Here is an 18091-nt window from a genome sequence, read left to right on the forward strand (position 1 = left end):
GCCGGGCGCGGCGGGGCTCAGCCGGTGGGCTCCGGGGCGAGCCCCTGGTCGGCGAGCCAGGCGAGCTGCCTGACGGGGGTGGAGCCGTAGCCGCCGCCGTGGTCGGCGAAGCGCCAGGCCTCGATGGCGGCGGGGCCGCCGTAGCGGTTGTAGGCGGCGTAGACGGTGGAGGGCGGGCAGACCGGGTCCATCAGGCCGACGCTGAACAGGGCGGGGGCGGTGGCGCGGGGGGCGAAGTGGACGCCGTCGAAGTAGTCGAGGGTGGCGAGGGTCTGCTCCTCCTTCTCGCGGCTGTGCCAGCGCAGGTACTTGGCGATCTCGGGGTAGGGGCCGTCGCCGGAGATCTGCACGGCGCGCCGGAAGTGGCACAGGAACGGGACGTCGCTGAGCAGGGCGGCGACCCGGTCGGGGGCGAGGGCGGCCACGGCGAGGGCGAGGCCGCCGCCCTGGCTGGAGCCGGAGACGACCGCGCGGGCCGGGTCGGTGCCGGGCAGGTGCGGGAGAGCGTCGAGGGCGCGGACGCAGTCGGTGATCAGGCGGCGGTAGTAGTAGTTCGCCGGGGAGTCGATGCCGCGGGTCATGAAGCCCTCGGCCCACTGGGTGCCGTCGCCCTCGCCGCGGTCGGGGGTGTCGTGGCCCTGGCCGCGGCTGTCGACGACCAGGTGGGCGTAGCCGGCGGCGGGCGGCAGCAGGTGTTCGCCGGGCAGGGCGCGGCCGCCGCTGTAGCCGATGTACTTGACGACGACGGGCAGCGGTGCGGTGGCGCCGCGGGGCAGCAGCAGCCAGGCGGCGACGGGTTCGCCGTTCCAGCCGGGGAAGCGGACGTCGTGGACGTCGAAGGCGGTGAGCCGGGTGTCGGTGCGCAGTTCGGCGGTGACGGTGCCGCCGGCGGCGCGGGCGGTGGCGAGGGTGTCGGCCCAGAAGGCGTCGAAGTCGGCGGGGGCGGTGAGGGCGGGGCGGTAGGCCCGGAGGTCGTCGAGGTCGATGTCGGTGAGCGGCACGGCGGTTCAGCTCCGGTGGTGTTCGAGGTGCAGGGGGGTGGGGTGCCCGGCGCGCAGGTGGACGCTCAGCGGGGGGCGCTCGGGGTCGGTGCCGAGGTGGACGGTGACGGTGCGGTCGGTGTCGGCGGTCAGGACGGCGTCGACCCGGCCCTCGGCGGTGTCCCAGCTGAGCGTGGTCAGCGTGGTCCGGCAGCGGGTGCGCAGGCCGCGGACGGTCCCGCGGGGCAGGTGGGCGGGCGGGGCGGGGAGCAGGACGATGCGTTCGGGGGTGGAGTGCAGGAGAGCTTCGATCAGCACGCCGGGGAGGGTGTGGGCGGCGTCGGCGTTGTAGACGTCGAGGCGCGGGTAGTGCGAGCTCATCAGCGCGGCGTGGAAGAACTGCCCGTGCAGGACGGCGTCGAGGGCCTCGCCGAGCAGGTCGGCGTCGCCGAGCCGGGCGGCGATCAGGGCGCGGTGCAGGTGGCCGTGGGCGGAGTGGTTCTCGCTGCCGCGCAGTTGGAGGGCGCGGTGGGCGGCGGTGGCGAGTCCGGGGGTGTCGAGGGGGTTGACCTCGCCGAGCGGCCAGACCGGGTGGAGGTGGCTGAGGTGCCGGTGCTCCTGGTCGTCGGGGGCGGCGGGCCAGGCCCATTCGGCCAGTGCGCCTTCGGAGTTGAGCAGGTAGGGGGGCAGCCGGTCGGCGAGCCGGTGGTGGCCGGTGGCGGTGAGGGTGTGGCGGGCGGCGGCGAGGTCCATGGCGGCGTTGACGCTGATCGGGCTGTCGGCGCCGAGGGGGGTGTTCTCGGGCGAGTAGGAGGGGACGTACTGCAGGCGGCCGTCGGGGCCGGTGCGGGTGAGGAAGGCGCGGTAGAAGTCGGCGGCCTCGGCGAGGGCGGGGCCGGTCAGGGTGTCGGCCGTGGCGGTGTCGCCGGTGGTGTCGACGTGGTCGAGCAGGGGTTGCAGCAGCCAGTGGGCACCGGCGGTCCACAGGTGCAGCGGGTAGTCCTCGCTGTAGTGGTAGGCGTGGCCGGAGCGGCCGTCGGTGTGGGCGGGGGCGACGATGCCGGGCAGACCGAACAGGCGGCGGGCGTTGCTCCGCCAGTCGTCCAACTGGCGTGCGACGAAGGCGGCGTGGGCGTGGCTGACTTCGGGGAGGGCGGCCGCGGCGGCGGAGGAGACCTGGAGGTTGAGGTTGGCGTCGCAGGTCAGGGCGCCGCTCCAGGCGGTGTCCCAGGAGCCGGTCCACAGGCCGGTGAGCCGGGGCGGCAGGACGCCCGCGGAGCTGAGCAGGTGGTAGCGCCCGGCGTCGAACAGCCGCTCCAGCAGGGCGGGTCGGTGCGCGGCGGGGTCGGCGAGCAGCGCGGAGCCGGGCAGCGCGCGGTGCTCCTCGGGGGCGCCGAGGTCGAGGGCGACCCGGTCGTAGGCGGGGGTGTGCCGGGCGAGGTGGCGTTCCAGCAGTTCGGGGTACGGGCGGTCGGGGAGGGCGGGCGGCTGCGGGTCCTCCCAGGGGTGGACGCGGGTGAGCAGCAGGACTTCGGCGCAGCCCTCGGCGTGCACGGCGGCGTCCGCGGTGCGCAGGGTGCCGCCGGTGGTGCGGACGTGCGTCCAGCAGGTGTAGCCGTGGCCGGAGCCGCCGGGGTAGCGGACGTCGGTGCGCAGCACGGCGCCGCCGGGTTCGCTGCTCGCGGTGGTGCGGACGGCCGAGTCGGCCGGGGCGCCGTCGAGTTGCCAGTGGTGGGTCAACTCGACGGTGCCGGTGCGGACTTCGCGGTGGACGACCAGGTCGTCGGCGCGTGAGGCGAAGGTTTCGGCGCGGCGGCCGTCCCAGCGGGTGGTGACCCGGCCGGTGCGGTGGTCGACCTCGCGGCGGTAGTCGCCGACGGGGGCGGCGGGGCGGCGCAGCCGGAGGGCGAGGGCGGGGTGGAAGGGGCGGACCCACTGGAGCGGGCCGGTGACGTGGCGGGCGACGGCCTCGCGGGCGCGGCCGGCCAGGACGGCGTCCCGCAGCTGCTCCAGTTCGGCGGCCAGGTCGGGGGCGAGGGCGTCCTCGCCCCCGTTGGGGCACACCAGCAGGTGGTGGTTGACGACGATCAGTTCGTCGTCGGTGCGGCCGTGCACCATGGCGCCGTGGGTGCCGTTGCCGGTGAGGAAGGCGTCCTCCCAGCGGGCGGCCGGGGCGGGTTCCCAACTGCCTCGTGGGCGCTGCGCGTTCACCGGGCAGCCGGGCCCTGAACGACCGGCCACTGGGCAGCCGGGCCCTGGGCAGCCGGGCTCGGAGCCGCCGGGCCCTGGACGGTCGGGCGCAGGACGGCGGCGCCGTGGCGCTCCAGGGTGACGGTGCCGGTGCCGGACTTGCCGGTCAGCAGGTCCTCCCAGCGGCCGGGCAGGTCGCAACTGACCTGCTGGGGGCCGTGGTTGAGCAGGAACAGCAGGTCGCCGCGGCGGACCGCCTCGACGCCCGCGGGCAGGTGCTCGGCGGCCGGGCGGATCCCGGCTTCGCGGGCGGCGCGGGTGAGCAGGGCGCGCAGGGCGTCGGGGGCGGGGCGGGTGGAGAGGTACCAGGCGGTGCCCTCGCCGTGGGCGTGGCGGGTGACGGCGGGCTGTCCGGCGAGTTCGCCGTCGCGGTAGCGGGCCACGGTCTCGGCCCCCGCGGTCTCCAACTCCTCGGCCCACAGGGTGCTTTCGAAGGTGTCGCCGTCCGCGGTGGTGCAGTGCAGGGTCTCGTCGGCGTTCAGCGGCCACCACTGGTGGACGGCGGCGAGGCCGAGGACCTCGCGCAGCCGGGCGTCGACGCCGCCGGGGCGGATCCGGTCCTGGTGGTCGGCGACGCCGGTGAAGTAGCCCGCCACCAGGGTGCCGCCGGTGCGGACGTAGGCGGCGAGGTTGTCGAGGGCGGCGTCGGTGAGCAGGTACAGCGAGGGGATGACGACGAGGCGGTAGGGCGTCAGGTCGGCGGCGGGGTGGGCGAGGTCGGTGGTGTGGTTGGCCTCCCACAGGGCGCGGTGCCAGGCGGTGACGTTCTCCTGGTAGTCGAGCAGTTCGGAGGGGCGGCCGGGCTGTTCGCTCGCCCACCAGGCGTCCCAGTCGTGCAGCAGGGCGGTGTCGGCGGCGACGGGGGTGCCGGAGACGGCGGGGCCGAGCCGGTCGAGGTCGGCGCCGAGTTCGGTGACCTCGCGGAAGGTGCGGTGGCCGGGGCCGGAGTGCGGGAGCATCGCGGAGTGGAACTTCTCGGCGCCCTGCCGGGACTGGCGCCACTGGAAGAAGCAGATCGCGTCGGCGCCGCGGGCGACGGCCTGCAGCGACCAGAGCCGGGTCAGGCCGTGCGGCTTGGGGCGGTTGACGGGGCGCCAGTTGACGGCGCCGGTGGCCTGTTCCATCAGCATCCAGGGGCCGCCGGCCAGCGAGCGGGCGAGGTCCTGGACGAGGGCGCCGTGCTGGGCGCCGAGGGCGTGGTCGGGGTCGGGGTAGATGTCGAGGGCGACGGCGTCCTGCTGCTTCGCCCAGGCCCAGCCGTCCTGGCCGCGCCAGAACGGCATGTGGTTGGTGGTGACGGGGATCGCGGGGCTGTGCCGGGCGACGATGGCGTGCTCGGCGGTGTAGCACTCCAGCAGGGCGTCGGAGGTGAACCGGGCGAAGTCGAGCAGTTGGGCGGGGTTGCGGATGTACTGGGCCTGGCGGGGCGGCAGGATCTCGTCCCACTCGGCGTAGTGCTGGCTCCAGAAGGCGGTGCCCCAGGCGGAGTTGAGTTCTTCCAGGGTGCCGTGGCGGTGCTGCAGCCAGCGCCGGAAGTGCGCGGCGGTCTCGTCGCACCAGCAGTGGGTGCCGTACTCGTTGTTGACGTGCCACATGGTGAGCGCGGGGTGGGCGCCGTAGCGGGCGGCGAGCCGTTCGGTGATCGCGGCGGCGCGGCGGCGGTACTCCGGGGAGGAGGCGCAGAACTGGTTGCGGGAGCCGTACCAGACGGTGGTGCCGTTCTCGGCCTGCGGGAGGGTCTCGGGGTGGCGGTGGCCGAGCCACGGGGGTGGGGAGGCGGTGGGGGTGGCCAGCACGACGCCGATGCCGTGCGCGTGCAGCAGGTCGAGCAGGCGGTCGAGCCAGTCGAAGTCGTAGGCGCCGGGGGCGGGTTCGAGGCGGGCCCAGGAGAAGACGCCGACGGTGACGCTGGTGACGCCGGCCTGCCGCATCAGGCGGACGTCCTCCTGCCAGGTCTCCTCGGGCCACTGCTCGGGGTTGTAGTCGCCGCCGTAGAGGATGCGGCCGCGGGTGGCGTCGTTCAGGTCGGGCATGGGGGTGTTCCCGTCGTTCAGTCGTCCTGGCCGGTGGGCCGGAGTTCGAACCAGTCGAAGTGCGCGGTGCCGTCGGCGGCGTAGAGGCCGATGACGCGGCCGGTGAAGCCGCCGGCCACCTCGGTGGTGAGGTAGCGGCCGTCCAGGGTGGCGAGCGCGGCGAAGGTGCCGTCGGGCCGTTCGTGGCCGAGGGCGACGGCGTCGGGGCCGGTGCGCGGGCCGCGCTCGGCGGCGGGGGCGGTCTCGATGCGCAGCACCACGTCGTGGTGCGGGAGTTCGCGTTCGGCGACGACGGTGGCCTGTCCGCCGAGGTGGCTGCGGACCCGGACGTGGCGGCCGTCGGCCTCGACGGTGTAGGCGTGCTCGTCGTCGAGGCGGACGGCGAGGCCGCCGGTGCCGTCGGTGGTGTCGAGCCGGGTGCGGGCGCGGACGGCGTGGTGCTGCTGGCGGAGGCCGGTGAAGGTGCCGTCGAAGTGGCCGTCGCGGGCCTGCAGGGTGAGCCAGCCGGGGCGCCGGTCGGTGGTGACGCGGGCGGCGGGGCGGTCGCGGACGGAGAGCCACTGCGGGGGCAGCGGGCCGTCGAAGTCCTCGCGGGTCGGCTCGGCCGGCCAGGGGTGCAACGGCCATGGCAGTGCGGGGAGTTCGACGGGCACCTCGGCGATGACGGGCCAGTCGTCGACCCAGCTGACCGGGGTCAGGTAGGTCTCGCGGCCGAGCGGGTGCCAGCCGGGGGTGCCGCCGCGGGGGCGGACGCCGAGCAGCAGGGCCCACCAGCTGCCGTCGGGGCCCTGGACCAGGTCGGCGTGGCCGGTGTTCTGGATCGGGCTGTGGCTTCCGGCGTGGGTGAGCAGCGGGTTGTCGGGGCAGGCCTCGAAGGGGCCGTCGGGGCGGCGGGAGCGGGCGATCGAGACGCTGTGGGCGCGTTCGGTGCCGCCCTCGGCGATCATCAGGTACCACCAGTCGCCGATCCGGTACAGGTGCGGGGCCTCGGGGGCCTGCCGGGTGCCGGACCACAGCGGGCGGGGGGCCTCCAGGGCCTTGCCGGTGGCCGGGTCGATCCGCAGCTGGGCGACGCCGGCGACGGTGCACCAGCAGGTGCCGTCCTCGTCCCAGGCGAGGTCGGGGTCGATGCCGGGGACGTCGGGCAGCCGGACGGGGGCGGACCAGGGCCCGGCCGGGTCCTCGGCGGTGACCAGCAGGTTGCCGGTGCCGACCTCGGTGGTGATCAGGTGGAACCGGCCGCCGTGGTGGCGCAGGGTGGGGGCGTAGACGCCGCCGGAGGAGGGGGTGCCGGGCGGCAGCGGCAGGTCGGCGAGGGCGTTGCCGACCTGCCGCCAGTGCACCAGGTCGCGGCTGTGCAGGATCGGCACGCCGGGGTGGTACTCGAAGCTGGAGCAGGCCAGGTAGTAGTCCTCGCCGACCCGGCAGACGCTCGGGTCGGGGTGGAAGCCGGGGACCACCGGGTTGCGGAGTCGGCTGGCCGTCACGGGCGGCGCTACCTCCTTCGGGCGGGCGGGACGGGGGCGAGCAGCGGGCCGCTGCTCTGGCGGGGGGTCAGGACGGGCGCGAGCAGGACGAGTTCGTCCTCGGGGTCGGTGCCGCGTTCGGCGGCGGCGATCCGGCGCATCACCTGGTCGACGGCGACCCGGCCGAGTTCCTGGGCGGGTCCGGTGACGGCGGTCAGGCCGGGGGCGTACTGCTCGGCGAGCTGTTCGGGGCAGAGCGCGACCACCGAGGCGTCCTCGGGGACGGTGCGTCCGCTGGTGGGCAGCAGTTGCAGCAGCGGGCCGATGGCGTTCTCGTTCTGCACCACGAAGCCGGTGGTGTCGGGGCGGTCGGCGAGGATCCGGGCCAGGGTGCCGGCCGTGGATTCGTAGGTGCCCTCGCAGGGGCGGTGGAGGAATCTCAGGCCGCGTTCGAGGGCGCGCTCCCGGAATCCGGTCAGGGTGCGTTCGGCGTAGCCGGCGTGGCGGTGGTAGACGGCGGGGGCGTAGCCGATGAAGGCGACCTCCCGGTGGCCGAGGTCGGCGAGGTGGTCGGCGCACTGGGCGCCGGCCGCGGCGAAGTCGTGGTCGACGCAGGACAGGCCGGTGCTGTCGGCGGGCAGGCCGATCATGGAGGCCTGGATGCCCTGTTCGCGCAGGACGGGGATGCGCTCGTCGTCGAGTTCGACGTCCATCAGGATGACCCCGTCCGCCAGGCCGCTGGCGGCGACCCGGCGGACCCCGTCGGGGCCTTCGTCGTTGGTGATCAGCAGCACGTCGTAGCCGTGCTGGCGGGCCGCCATGGTGACCGAGACGGCGATCTCCATCATGATCGGCACGTACACGTCGGTGCGCAGCGGCACGACGAGCGCGATGATGTGGGAGCGCCGTCCGGCGAGCGCCCGGGCTCCGGCGTTCGGGTGGTAGCCGAGCTCCTCGACGGCGTGCTGGACGCGGCGGCGGGTGGCCTCCGAGATCGAGCGCTTGCCGCTGAGCACGTAGCTGACGGTGCTGGGCGAGACGCCCGCGTGCCGGGCCACGTCGGCGAGAGTCACCATGGGTGCGGTTCCTGCTTTCCTGGTCGGTGGGGTGTGCGGCCCCGTGCGGCGCCAGACTACTGACGCCGGGTCGTGCGCGGTTCCCGCTGCGGTCAGCCCTTGATGGCGCCGGTGAGGACGCCGGTGCGGAAGTGCTTCTGCATGAAGGGGTAGACCATGAGGAGCGGCACCAGGGTGAGGACGACCACCGCCATCTGGAGGGTGAGCGGTGCGGTCTGCGCGTTGGCCGCGCCGAAGCCGGAGTTGAGGGACCCGGGCAGGCCGTTGCCGCGGTTGACGTAGGTCAGCAGCACGTACTGCAGCGGCCACTTCTCGGCCGAGGTCGGCATGTAGAGCATCACGTTGAAGAACGAGTTCCAGTAGCCGACCGCGTAGAACAGGGCGATCACCGCGGTGACGGCCCGGGAGGTGGGCAGCACCACGGACCACAGGATCCGCCAGTCGCCGGCGCCGTCGAGCCGGGCGGCGTCGATCAGGTCGGCGGAGGTGGTGGAGTAGAACGAGCGCAGCACCAGGATGTTGAACACCGAGACGGCACTGGGCAGGATCAGCGCCCACCACTGGTCGTAGCCGCCGAGGCCGGTGACCACCAGGAAGGTCGGGATCAGGCCGCCGCTGACGAACATGGTGACGATCAGCAGGGTCAGGATCGGGCGGTGCGCGAAGGACTCGGAGCGGGAGAGGCCGTAGGCCGCCGTCACCGAGACGATCATGGACACCAGGGTTCCGACGATGGTGATCGCGAAGCTGACCATCAGGGCGGTGCGGACGGTGCCGTCGCTGAGCATCTGCTGGTAGGCGTCGAAGGTGACGCCGTCGGGCCAGATCACCAGCCCGCCGGCCCGGTTGACGGCGCCGGGGGTGGAGATGCTGGTCAGTCCGATGATCCAGAGCGGGACGGCGACGGCGGCGATCACGCCGGCCAGGGTGAGGCCCTTGGCGCCCTGGCCGATGACGGTGGGCGGCTCTTCCCAGGGGGCCCGCCCGGCCCGGGCGCGGGGGCGGCCGGTCCGGGCCGGGCGGGGCTTGGCCGCGGCGGTCGCCGTCGTCGCGGCGTCCTCGCGGACGGTGGTGGGTGTCTGGCTCATCTGCGGTACAACCCGTCCTCGCCGAAGGCGTGTGCCAGCTTGTTGGCGCCCCAGATCAGCAGCAGCGAGATGACGCTCTTGAAGAGGCCGGCCGCGGCGCCGAAGCTGTAGTTGCCGGTGGCGATGCCGTAGTAGAAGGAGAAGGTGTCGAGTACGTCGGCGGCTTCGTGGCCGACCGCCTGGCGTTGGATCAGGAACTGCTCGAAGCCCACGGTCAGGGCGTTGCCCAGGCGCAGCACCAGCATCAGCACGATCACGCCGCGCAGGCCGGGCAGGGTGATGTGCCACATCCGGCGCCAGCGTCCGGCGCCGTCGACGGCGGCCGCCTCGTACAGGTCGGTGTTGACGGCGGCCAGGGCGGCGAGGAAGACGATGATGCCCCAGCCGGCTTCCTTCCAGATCGCCTGCGAGGTGACCAGGAGGGCGAAGGTGTGCGGGTTGGTGGTGATGTCCCAGGGGGCGATGTCGTTCTGCCGCAGGAAGTGGTTGAGGACTCCCGCGCCGCCGAACATCTGCTGGAAGATCGTGATGGTCAGCACCCAGGAGAAGAAGTGCGGCAGGTAGACCACGGACTGGATGAAGTTGCGCAGCCGTTCGCTGAGCACCGTGTTGAGCAGTAGGGCCAGCGCGATCGGAACGGGGAAGAACAGCACCAGCTGGACCAGGCTGAGCCAGAGGGTGTTCTTCAGCGCCCCCCAGAACAGCGGGTCGTGGAAGAGCTGCTGGAACTGCGCGAGGCCGGCCCACTCGCTGTCGCGCACGCCGATCAGCGGGTCGTAGTACTGGAACGCAGTGACCAGGCCGAACAGCGGCGCGTAGTTGAAGATCAGCAGCAGGACCACGGCCGGGACGGTCATCAGCAGCAGCGTCCTGTCCCGCCGCAGCCTGACCCGCCAGTTCAGCCGGACGGCACCGTTCTTCCGGGTGGTGCTCTTGCCCCGCTCCGATCGCGCCGTGCTCACTGACCCGTTCCGTACTTGCTCAGGACGTTGTCGGTCATCCACTGCTTGAGGCGGTCGCCGCCGCCGGACTTCCAGGTCGAGATGGCGGCCTGGACGTCGGAGACCTTCTTCTTGCCGTGGTAGCAGTCCTTGATGGTGTCCTCGACGGCCTGCCCGGCGTCGGCGGTCGCGATGTTCTGCGGCATCGAGATGTTCATGTTCCAGAACAGCGGCTTGTAGAGGTACTTGACGTTCGCGGCCTGGAAGGCGGCGATGTCCTTGGTGACCTGGTCGGCGCCGGGGTTGGAGATCACCGAGGAGCAGGTGGCCAGGAACGGGTAGGTCTGCGCCTGGACGTCCTTCTTGCCCTCGTCGTTGAAGGTCGGCACGCCGTTGACCCGGGTGTGGTGGGTGCCCTCGACGCCGAAGTTGACCATCGTGTACTCGGCGGAGCCATACGGCGCGGCCAGGTAGTTGGCGACGGCGAGGAGCTCCTCGATCTGCTCGGGCTTCAGCTTGGCGTTGAGGTAGCTCATCATGCTGGTGGAGGAGCCCATGAACAGCTTGGGCGTGGCGCCGGCCTTGGCGGTGAGGAAGTCGAAGGAGCCGCGGCGGTAGCCGGGGGTCGCGGCGGTGCCGGAGAGGTTGTCGGCGAGGTTCCAGGCGCCGGTGCCGCCGCCCTGGATGACGGTCTTGCCCGCGTAGAAGCGGGTGTTGGCGTCGGCGTTGTTGCCCGCGATCGCGTCGGGGTGCAGGTAGCCGGAGGTGGCGAGCTTGTAGTGCCAGTCGAGGGCTTCCAGCAGCTCCGGGGTCTCGTACTTGTGGACGAGCTTGCCGTCGACGAGCTTCCACTTGTTGGGGACGTCGAAGAACGGGAAGAGGTAGGTCCACACGTCGTCGAAGGCCCAGGTGCCGGCCTTCTCGTCGGTGAACTCCTTGCCCAGGTTCATCAGGTCGTCGAGGGTCTTGACCTGGTCCGCGGTGATCCCCTTGGCCTCGAAGAGGTCACGGCGGTAGAAGGTGGTGCCCGCGATGGAGAAGCCGGTGGAGAAGGAGGGGAGGCCGTAGAGCTTGTCGCCCCAGATGCCCGCCTGCCAGGCGCCGGTGGGGATGGCGGCCAGGTTCGGGTACTTGTTGACCTTGTCGCCGGCCAGGTAGGGGGTGAGGTCGGCGAACTGGGTGGCGGCGAGCTCTCCGACGTTGAAGTTCGGGTTCCACCAGGTCGGGAGCTGGATCCAGTCCGGCAGCTTCTTGGCCGCGGTCATGGTGGGGATGATCGTGTCGTAGTTGTTGCCGTCGGCCGGCTTCATCTCGATGGTGGTGCCGAGGGCCTTGTTCATCGCGGCGTAGAACGAGTTGTCCGAGGGCGGGACGGTGCCCCACAGCGGGGTGACGGCCGTGTACTTGCCGCCCTTGCCGGGCGCGCCGGTGACGGTGGCGACCGGGCTGGCCGGGTAGGTGAGGAACCCGGGGTCGGTGACCGCGCCGTCCGCGCCGGAGACCGAGGGGATGTCCGGCTTCACCGAGGTGCTGGAGGCGAAGGCCGGCAGGGCCGACTTGACGCCGTCGGCGGAGTTGGCGCCGGTCTTGTGCTTCGAGCCGCCGCCCCCGCAGGCGGCCAGCAGGGGGGTCATCACTGCGGCTCCGGCGACGGAGACGGCGGCGGTGACGAAGGATCTGCGGTTCAGCTCGGTTCTCATGGTGGGGAGGCCCTTCCGCGGCGCCCTGCACGGGGCGCTGTCGAAGCGCTTGACTGTCGAAGCGCTTGATGTTGCGGCGACACTAACGACACGTTTCCGGTTAGACAAGTGCCTGGACAAATTCGTTTTCCCCATGGCTAGCGGGAGTTGACACACCCGTCGCTTCGTGTCAGCGTCGATTCGCTTCGACGACCGACCGCACCGCACCATCATCCTGGGGTGAGCCCGTTGAGTTCCCCGTCCCCGTCCGCCGCCGAGACCCCGGCCGAGCGGTACCCGTTCCGCGATTCCGCGCTTCCTTTGGACAAGCGCGTCGACGACCTGCTGTCCAGGCTCTCCCCCGACGAGCGCCTGTCGATGCTCCACCAGTACGCCCCCGCCGTGCCCCGCCTGGGCATCGGCGCGTTCCGCACCGGCGCGGAGGCCCTGCACGGCGTCTCCTGGCTGGGCGTCGCCACCGCGTTCCCGCAGGCCGTCGGCCTCGGCGCGAGCTGGGACGAGGAACTGGTCCGCGCGGTCGCCGAGGCGACCTCGATCGAACTGCGGGCCTTCCACCACCACCGCTCCCCCGCCATCGCCCCCGACCGCGGCCCGAACAGCCTGCAGGCCTGGGCCCCGGTGCTGAACCTGCTGCGCGACCCGCGCTGGGGCCGCAACGAGGAGGGCTACTCCGAGGACCCGGTGCACACCGCCCGCCTCGGCGAGGCGTTCTGCCGCGGCCTCGCGGGCGACGACCCCACCTACCTGCGGGCCGCCCCGGTGCTCAAGCACTTCCTCGCGTACAACAACGAGGACGACCGCTGCACCAGCTCCTCCGGCCTGCGCCCGCGCGTCCTGCACGAGTACGACCTGGCCGCGTTCCGGCCCGCGGTCGCCTCCGGCGCGGCCACCGGGGTGATGGCCGCGTACAACCTGGTCAACGGCCGCCCCTGCCACGTCTCGCCGCTGCTGGAGACCGAGCTGCGCCGCTGGGCCGAGCCGACCGGCCGGGAGCTGTTCGTGGTCTCCGACGCCGAGGCCCCCTCCAACCTGGTCGACCCGGAGCTCTACTTCGACGACCACGCCGAGGGCCACGCGGCCGCGCTGAAGGCCGGCATCGACTCCTTCACCGACCACGGCGAGGACAGCGAGACCGTCATCGGCCGGCTGCGGGACGCCCGCGAGCGCGGCCTGATCGACCAGGAGGACATCGACCTCGCCGTCCGCCGCCAGTTCGAACTCCGCTTCCGGATGGGCGAGTTCGACCCCGAGCTGGACCCGTACGCGCAGATCGGCGCCGAGGTCGTCGACAGCGCCCCGCACCGCGCGCTGGCCCGCCGGGCCGCCGCCGAGTCGACCGTCCTGCTGAAGAACAGCGGCCTGCTGCCGCTCACCGACCCGACGAAGAAGATCGCCGTGATCGGCCCGCACGGCGACGCGCTGTTCGAGGACTGGTACTCCGGCACGCTGCCCTACGCGGTCACCGTCGCCGACGGCCTGCGCGCCCGACTCGCCCCCGCGGGCGGCGAGTTGACGGTGCACGAGGGCATCGACCGGGTCCTGCTGCGGGCCGCCTCCACCGGCGAGCCGCTGAACGGCACCGCCTTCGACCTCGGCGACTGGGGCCTGGGCGTGCTCACCCTGCGCGCCGTCGACAACGGGCTGTTCCTCTCCGTCAAGGAGGACGGCTCGCTGCTCGCCGACCAGGCCGTGATCAAGAGCTGGGACGTGCACGAGACCTTCCGCCTGGTCGAGGCCGAGGGCGGGGGCGGGGCCGAGGGCGGCACCGTGCTGCTGCAGTCCGTGCTGACCGGCCGGTACGCGGCCGCCGGCACCCTCGCGGTCACCGCCGAGGACGCCGCCGACGCCGAGCGCTTCACCCGCGAACTGCTGCGCGACGGCCGGGCGGAGGCCGTCGCCGCGGCCGCCGCGGCCGACCTCGCCGTGGTCGTGCTCGGCAACCACCCGCTGATCCACGGCCGCGAGACCGTGGACCGCCGGGGCCTGGCCCTGCCGCCCGCCCAGGAGGACCTGCTCAAGGCGGTCGCCGCCGTCCGCCCGGACACCGCGCTGATCGTGATGAGCAGCTACCCGTACGCCGTCGACTGGGCCGACGAGCACCTGCCCGCCGTCCTGTGGAGCTCGCACGGCGGCCAGGAGACCGGCCACGCCCTCGCCGACGTGCTGTTCGGCGACGCCGACCCGGCCGGGCGGCTCCCGCAGACCTGGTACCGCGGCGACGACGAGCTGCCGCACCCGCTGGACTACGACATCATCCAGGCCGGCTGGACGTACCAGTACCACGAGGCCGCACCGCGCTACCCGTTCGGCCACGGCCTGTCCTACGGCACCTTCGCCTACGGCGAGTTGGAGGTCGAGGAGAGCGTCCTCGGCCAGGACGGCACGGTGCGGGCCGCGCTGACGGTCAGCAACACCGGCACCCGCGGCGGCACCGAGGTGGTGCAGCTGTACGTGCGCCCGCTGGAGGCCCGCTACCAGGCGCCGCGCCGCCGGCTCGCCGACTTCCGGAAGATCACCCTGGCGCCCGGGCAGAGCCGCCGCCTGGTCTTCGACCTCCCGGCCGCCGCGCACCTGGCGCACTGGGACGTCGCCACCGGCGCGTTCACCGTCGACCCGGGCCGCTACCAGCTGCTCGCCGCGGCCTCCGCCGAGGACGTCCGCGCCACCGCCGAGCTGACCGTCGAGGGTGCGGCCCCCGCGCCCCGCACCGTCCTCGGCCGGCGCACCGCGGCCGCGGACTTCGACGCGCACCGGGGCATCGCCCTGGTCGACGCCACCCGGGAGAGCGGCGACGCCGTCACCCCCGCCGGCCAGGATGCCGAACTCCTCTTCTGCGCCGTCGAGTTGACCGGCGCCGCGGAGGTCTCGGCGGAGGTCGCCCTGGAGGGCCCGGACGCCGCCGAGCTGGAGTTCTCGGTGGACGGGAAGGTGCTCGCCGTCCTCGCCGTCCCGTCCACCGGCAGCCGGTACGCCTGGGAGGGCGTCGCGGCCGCGCTGTCCGGCGCGCCGGAGGGCGTGCACGACCTGCGGGTCGTCCTGCGCGGGCCGGTCCGGCTCGCCGCCTTCACCGTCGCCTGAGCGACGGCCGCCCGCCGCCCCGGGGTCGCACGCCCGGGGCCGGGCGGGGCCGCGTCCACGGCACCTGACCGCCGTGGACGCGGCCCCGCCGCACCCGCTTCCCGCTGCACCCCGTCTTCTGCCGCCCCCGCCTCCTGCCGCACCCCGCCTCCTGCCGCCCCCGCTTCCCGCCCTTCCGCTTGGAGATCCCCGATGAAGTTCACCGACGGCTACTGGCTGATGCGCCCGGGCGTGACCAACCGCTACGCCGCCGAGGTCGCCGACGTCCGCACCGAGCCGGACCGGTTCACCCTCTGGGCGCCGCTGCGCCGGGTCACCAACCGGGCCGACACGCTCAACTCCCCGCTGCTGACCGTGGACTGCCACTCCCCCGCGGAGGGCGTGATCGCCGTCCGGTTCACCCACCACGCCGGATCGGTGCGCCCCGGCGGCGGGTTCGAGCTGGTGGGCCGCACGGACGGCGCCGGGAAGGTCGTCCGGGACGGCTCGGCGGTCGAACTCCGTTCCGGCTCGCTGACGTTGCGGGTGGACACCGAGGGCCCGTGGAAGGCGCAGTTCCTGTCCGACGGCGAGGTGCTCACCGAACTGGGCGGCCGCGGCCTCGGCTTCGCCGTCGACGCCGAGGACAGGCACCACATGGTGGCCCAACTCGCCCTGGGCGTGGGCGAGTCGGTGTACGGCCTCGGCGAGCGGTTCACCCCGTTCGTCAAGAACGGCCAGACCGTGGACATCTGGCAGGCCGACGGCGGCACCAGCAGCGAACAGGCGTACAAGAACGTCCCGTTCCACCTGAGCAGCCGCGGCTACGGCGTGCTGGTGAACCACCCCGGGCGGGTCTCGTACGAGGTGGCCTCGGAGGCCGTCGGACAGGTGCAGTTCAGCGTCGAGGACCAGTCGATGGAGTTCCTGGTCTTCCAGGGCCCCACCCCCAAGGAGGTGCTGGCGCGCTACACCGGCCTGCTCGGCCGTCCCGCGCTGCCGCCCGCGTGGGCGCTGGGCCTGTGGCTGTCGACCTCCTTCACCACCGACTACGACGAGGCGACGGTCACCCGGTTCACCCGGGGCATGGCCGAGCGCGGCATCCCGCTGAGCGTCTTCCACTTCGACTGCTTCTGGATGCGCGGCTACCACTGGAGCGACTTCGTCTGGGACCCGGACACCTTCCCGGACCCGGCGGGCATGCTGGCCCGGCTCAAGGAGCAGGGCCTGAAGCTGTGCGTGTGGATCAACCCGTACCTGGCGCAGCGCTCCGAGCTGTTCGAGGAGGGCCTGCGCGAGGGCTACCTGGTCCGGCGCACCGACGGCACGGTCTGGCAGTGGGACCTGTGGCAGCCGGGCATGGCGCTGGTCGACTTCACCAACCCGGCGGCGACCGCCTGGTTCACCGAGCGGCTGCGCCGCCTGCTCCACCAGGGCGTGGACTGCTTCAAGACGGACTTCGGCGAGCGGATCCCCACCGACGTGGTGTGGCACGACGGCAGCGACCCGGAGCAGATGCACAACCTGTACACCCAGCGGTACAACGAGGCCGTGTTCGAGCTGCTGCGGGAGGAGCGCGGCGAGGGCGAGGCGGTGCTGTTCGCCCGGTCGGCGACGGCGGGCGGGCAGCAGTTCCCGGTGCACTGGGGCGGCGACTGCGAGTCGACGTTCACGGCGATGGCGGAGTCGCTGCGCGGCGGCCTGTCGCTGGGCCTGTCCGGCTTCGGCTTCTGGAGCCACGACATCGGCGGCTTCGAGGGCACCCCGACCGAGGCGGTGTTCAAGCGCTGGGTGCAGTTCGGCCTGCTCTCCTCGCACAGCCGCCTGCACGGCTCCAAGTCGTACCGGGTGCCGTGGGACTACGGCGAGGAGGCGGTGGACGTCACCCGCGCCTTCACCCGGCTCAAGCACCGCCTCGCCCCCTACCTCCAGCACGCCGCCCAGCAGGCCCACCTGCACGGCACGCCGGTGATGCGGGCGATGCTGCTGGAGTTCCCCGGCGACCCGGCGGTCGCCCCGCTGGACCGGCAGTACCTGCTCGGCGGGGACCTGCTGGTGGCGCCGGTGTTCACCGAGGACGGCACCGTGGAGTACTACGTCCCCGAGGGCGTCTGGACGAACGTGCTGACCGGGGACGAGGTGACCGGCCCGCGCTGGGTCCGCGAGCGGCACGGCTTCGACACCCTCCCGCTGCTGGCCCGCCCCGACTCGGTGGTCCCGCTCGCCGCCGACGAGACCCGCCCGGTCTCCGACTGGGCCGACGGCGTCACCCTGCTGGTGCACGCCTTCGCCGACGGCGCCGTGCGCGAGGTGGCCGTCCCGGAGAGCTCCGGCACCGGCACCGCCGCCCGGTTCACCGTCCGCCGCGAGGGCGGGCGCCTGCTCGTCTCCACCGACAGCCCCAAGCCCTGGAACCTCCGGCACGCGGGCCGCCTGCACTCCTTCCCCGCGGGCACCAGAGAGGCCGAACTCCCGCTCTCCTGAAGCCCGTTCGCACTTCCCCCGGGGGCGGGGCCGCGCCCCCGGGGGGACTCCGCCCGGGCGGGCCGCCCGATCCGCGGCGCCGCCGCCATGGCCCGACCACGAACCGTGGGCGACACCACGAGCAGCGCCTCGCCCCCCGGCACCACCGCGGAGATCGCCCGCGCTGCCGCCGCTGCGCCACCTGACCTGGTGGCGGATGACCAGCGCGGCCCGCCCGCTCCGGGAGACCGGCGCCCCGCTGCACACCGTCGCCGCCCGCCCCGGCCACGCCTCCGGGTTCGCCTTCGCAGCTGTCTTCCGAGCGCCCGCGGCCGGGCCCCGGGGTCGCACCGCCGCGCCCCCTCCGGCCTTCCGCCCGAAGGGAGTTGACCGCCCGGTCGGCTCCGCTACGCCGCGGCCCCGCTGCGCGACCGCGCCGCCCCGACCGCGCCGTCCCGACCGCACGAACCCGCCCCTCCGTACCCGGCAGGACGAATTCCGGCCGGTCGGCCCGGATCGACCGGCCGGACGCTCTAGCATGGGGGCCGCCGTGGGGAGCGGCGACCTGGGGAGGGCGGGGAGATGCAGCAGCAGCTGATCGAGTTGGCGATGCCGGACGGGCAGACGGTCTGGGCGCTGGTGGACGGCCCGTCGGGGCCGCGCGACAGCGGGCTGGGCGACCAACTCGCCACCCGGCTGGAGGGGTTGCAGGAATCGCTGCACGCCGTCGCCGCCAACGTGCGCAGCGCCGTCGCGGCGGTCCGGCCCGACGAGGTGTCGGTGGAGTTCGGGCTGGAGCTGGCCGCCGGGCGCGGCGGGGTGGTGGCCGCGCTGACCGGTGTCGGCGGGAAGGCCACCTTCAAGGTCGCCCTGAAGTGGACCGCCGACGGCCCGTCCGCCGAACAGCCGCCCGCCGGGGAGCCCGCCGCCGAGGAACCGACCGAGGGGGAACCGACCGCCGGGGAGTCCACCGCTGGGGAGTCCACCGCCGACGCCCCCACCCCCGCCGACCCGGCCGCCGGGGCCTGAGCGCGGCG

General features: G+C 73.6%; 11 protein-coding genes. 3 read left to right on the forward strand and 8 right to left on the reverse strand.

Going from position 1 to position 18091, the window contains the following annotated elements:
• Nucleotides 1–17: 17 nt before the first annotated feature.
• The 8 genes from OO57_RS16995 to OO57_RS17030 form a co-directional block, all read right to left on the reverse strand.
• A complete protein-coding gene (locus OO57_RS16995; protein ID WP_033253331.1) occupies nt 18–1001 on the reverse strand; it encodes an acetylxylan esterase in 984 nt (327 codons plus the stop codon).
• Nucleotides 1002–1007: 6 nt separating this feature from the next.
• A complete protein-coding gene (locus tag OO57_RS46805) occupies nt 1008–3191 on the reverse strand; it encodes a glycosyl hydrolase family 95 catalytic domain-containing protein (RefSeq protein WP_051777800.1) in 2184 nt (727 codons plus the stop codon).
• Entirely contained in the window at nt 3188–5263 is a 2076-nt protein-coding gene (locus OO57_RS17005) for a beta-galactosidase (protein ID WP_063737580.1), read from the reverse strand. Before OO57_RS17005 ends, OO57_RS46805 begins: the two co-directional genes overlap by 4 nt.
• Nucleotides 5264–5280: 17 nt before the next feature.
• Entirely contained in the window at nt 5281–6750 is a 1470-nt protein-coding gene (locus tag OO57_RS17010) for a glycoside hydrolase family 43 protein (protein WP_033253332.1), read from the reverse strand.
• Nucleotides 6751–6758: 8 nt separating this feature from the next.
• Nucleotides 6759–7805 carry a LacI family DNA-binding transcriptional regulator gene (locus OO57_RS17015; RefSeq protein ID WP_033253333.1) on the reverse strand — a complete coding sequence of 349 codons (1047 nt, stop codon included), beginning with the start codon at nt 7803–7805 and terminating at the stop codon, nt 6759–6761.
• A 92-nt stretch (nt 7806–7897) separates the two neighbouring features.
• Entirely contained in the window at nt 7898–8893 is a 996-nt protein-coding gene (locus OO57_RS17020) for a carbohydrate ABC transporter permease (protein ID WP_033253334.1), read from the reverse strand.
• A complete protein-coding gene (locus tag OO57_RS17025) occupies nt 8890–9855 on the reverse strand; it encodes an ABC transporter permease (RefSeq protein WP_051777802.1) in 966 nt (321 codons plus the stop codon). Before OO57_RS17025 ends, OO57_RS17020 begins: the two co-directional genes overlap by 4 nt.
• On the reverse strand, nt 9852–11534 hold the full coding sequence (locus OO57_RS17030) for an ABC transporter substrate-binding protein (RefSeq protein WP_063737581.1): 1683 nt from the start codon (nt 11532–11534) through the stop codon (nt 9852–9854). Before OO57_RS17030 ends, OO57_RS17025 begins: the two co-directional genes overlap by 4 nt.
• Before the next feature lie 228 nt (nt 11535–11762).
• Between OO57_RS17030 and OO57_RS17040 the strand changes: the two genes are divergently transcribed.
• The 3 genes from OO57_RS17040 (at nt 11763) to OO57_RS17050 (ending at nt 18083) form a co-directional block, all read left to right on the forward strand.
• Nucleotides 11763–14612, forward strand: coding sequence for a glycoside hydrolase family 3 protein (locus tag OO57_RS17040; RefSeq protein WP_033253337.1), 2850 nt, complete (start codon nt 11763–11765; stop codon nt 14610–14612).
• A 192-nt stretch (nt 14613–14804) separates the two neighbouring features.
• Nucleotides 14805–17075 (forward strand): alpha-xylosidase, encoded by a 2271-nt coding sequence (gene yicI, locus OO57_RS17045; protein WP_033253338.1) that lies wholly within the window; start codon nt 14805–14807, stop codon nt 17073–17075.
• 561 nt (nt 17076–17636) lie between these two features.
• A complete protein-coding gene (locus OO57_RS17050) occupies nt 17637–18083 on the forward strand; it encodes a CU044_2847 family protein (RefSeq protein WP_033253339.1) in 447 nt (148 codons plus the stop codon).
• Nucleotides 18084–18091 lie beyond the last annotated feature (8 nt).

Source organism: Kitasatospora phosalacinea (assembly GCF_000717185.1).
In the GTDB taxonomy this organism is placed as follows: Bacteria; Actinomycetota; Actinomycetes; order Streptomycetales; family Streptomycetaceae; genus Kitasatospora; species Kitasatospora phosalacinea_A.